Raw genomic sequence first — 2,232 nt, 5'->3', positions numbered from 1 at the left:
CCGCCTGCCAGGATGAATACCGTCGGCGGTCATCGCGGGCGAAGGACGCTTAGGATCGTGTCGATATTGAATTCGAGACGTGCCGCACGAGCCTCTTTCGACATAAAGTCGAAGCCGAAAATCACTTCACCGGTATGACGGGTGTTGAGGTAGTAGTAGCCGACTGCTGCGAGCGTCAGATGCAGTTGTCGCGGATCAACACCCGGCCGGAAATCGCCTGTAGCTACTCCCCGGTCGAGAATGCGTTGCAGCATGTCAATGAAGCCGCCATGCAATTCGTGAAACCGCCGAGACTTTTTCACATGGCGGGCCTCATGCAGATTCGCGCTGTTCACCAGCGAAATGAATTCTGGATGGCTAAGGTAGTACTCCCATGTGAAGATCATCAATTGCTTGATGGCTTCAACTGGAGGTAGTGCGTCGAGTTGAAGTTTGCTTTCTGCCGTACGGATCTCGGTCCACGCGTCTTCGAGGACAGCCTGGAACAGCTGGTCCTTGCCCTCGAAGTACTCATAGATCATTCGTTTGTTGACCCCGGCCTTTTCCGCAATCGTGTCGATCCGGGCACCGCCTAGCCCCACTTTTGCGAACTCTGCCTTTGCGGCCGCGAGAATCCGGATCTGAGTCTGGACCGGGTCTCGCATTTTCGTGGAGCGCTCCGGCAAGCGGGATTTCTTCTCGGTGGCGGTCGTAGTGGACATTGCATCAGCCTTGCTTGTTTGGTGAAACTGGTTCCAGAACTTTACATCACGCAAGCTTTCGCCTGCGAACGTCCGAGTGACAGGCCGGTTGGGACAGGAAGCGACAGTCAAATCCAGTCAGGCCGTGGTGATGTTAAGGCCGCCTCGGGTGACGGCTCCTAAACCTGTACTCGCCTGCGTCAACATTACCATTAAGTAACGCACAGGTTCAGTTTGACCCGCTGGACTCGAAGAAAAGGATGGCCGGAATCGACCTCGGGCGTGATGGGCACGCGAAACCGTTCTTTCGCGCAGCGCGTGCCTCCCATCAGAAACGGTGGATGATGCCGACGCCGGCGGCAAAGATGCTGCGCGACGACGATGGCGAGGTCTGGAAACCATCGCCGATCGTCGCCGTCGCGTTGATGATATTGCCCCCGCCGTTCGTCCCGAGCGTCTTTCCGTTGGCGCGCTGATAAGCCTGCAATGCGTAAAGGCCAGTACGTTTGGACAGCGCGTAGTACTCAGACAGGTTGACCTGCTGGTATTGCGCGCTGCTCGTGATGCCGTTCGCCTTGGTCGCACGCGTATAGCTATAGCCCGTTGCGAAGTCCCACGCAACGGTCGCCTTCCAGTGCAGCACCACGCCGCCCGTGTTGAAGATCTCTGTATCCGTGAACTTTGAACCAATCCCAGGGATGTACTGCACGTTCGAGTAGATCGCGGTGATATCGAAGCCGCCGCCAAACGTATAGCCGCCGCCCACGGCAAAGCGCTGCTGCGCCTGCGCGGTTGCATAGCCATTGGTGACGGCCGACACGCCTGCCTGCGCGCCCGCATTTGATGTCGTCGAATCGGTGCCGAATGCGCCGCCGCCGAGCGTCGAATTGTTGATCCGCGAGAAGCCGACCGCGAGGCCGACCGGGCCGTTCGCATACTGTACCGCCGTACTCCACGTCGAGCCGCGATTCGCGCTACCCGCCACGCCACCGAACGAATACGAGCCGCTCACCGTCACGCCGTAAAACTTTGGCGACATGTACTCGATCGTATTGTTGGCCCGATAGATCGTGTCGAGACCATCAAGGTCACCTGGATGCGCCCCATAGAAGCCCGTGAGCCAGGTCGTCGGGCTATACGGCGATAGCAGCTGGTAGTAGGACGCATACTGGCGCCCCGCTGTGAGCGAGCCATACGTTCCGTTAGTCACGCCGACATATGACTGCCGGTTGAACATCAGGCCGCTGGTCGACTGCGCGCCTGTTGCGCTGTTGAAGCCTTCTTCAAGCTGGAAGATCGCCTTCGTGCCGCCGCCGAGGTCTTCGGCGCCTTTCAGGCCAAAGCGGCTGCCTGCCCACACGCCCGTGATCATCTTGACGGCCGAGCGGCCGCCCGTTGTCGAGCCGAGTGTCGTCGCGCTGGTCTGATACCCAAATCCGGTATCGACAATGCCGTACAGCGTGACGCTACTTTGCGCCATCGTCGGCAGTGCGGTGAGCGCACCCGATGCGACGACGCCGAGGCTGGCGATCGTGCGAATTCTCCTCATACC

At 59.2% G+C, this 2,232-nt stretch carries 2 protein-coding genes; both read right to left on the bottom strand.

What is annotated here, in order from left to right:
• Positions 1–29: 29 nt before the first annotated feature.
• Positions 30–701, bottom strand: a complete 672-nt coding sequence (locus tag WCA53_RS32070; protein WP_423921257.1) for a TetR/AcrR family transcriptional regulator — start codon at positions 699–701, stop codon at positions 30–32.
• A 307-nt stretch (positions 702–1,008) separates the two neighbouring features.
• The gene (locus tag WCA53_RS32065; protein ID WP_423921260.1) at positions 1,009–2,229 is read right to left on the bottom strand and encodes a porin; all 1,221 of its coding nucleotides are present in this window, start codon (positions 2,227–2,229) and stop codon (positions 1,009–1,011) included.
• Positions 2,230–2,232: the final 3 nt, after the last annotated feature.

The organism is Caballeronia sp. (genome assembly GCF_049581465.1).
GTDB lineage: Bacteria > Pseudomonadota > Gammaproteobacteria > Burkholderiales > Burkholderiaceae > Caballeronia.
The sequence above is the reverse complement of the archived record's forward strand: the minus strand, read 5'-3'. Positions and strand labels throughout refer to the sequence as shown.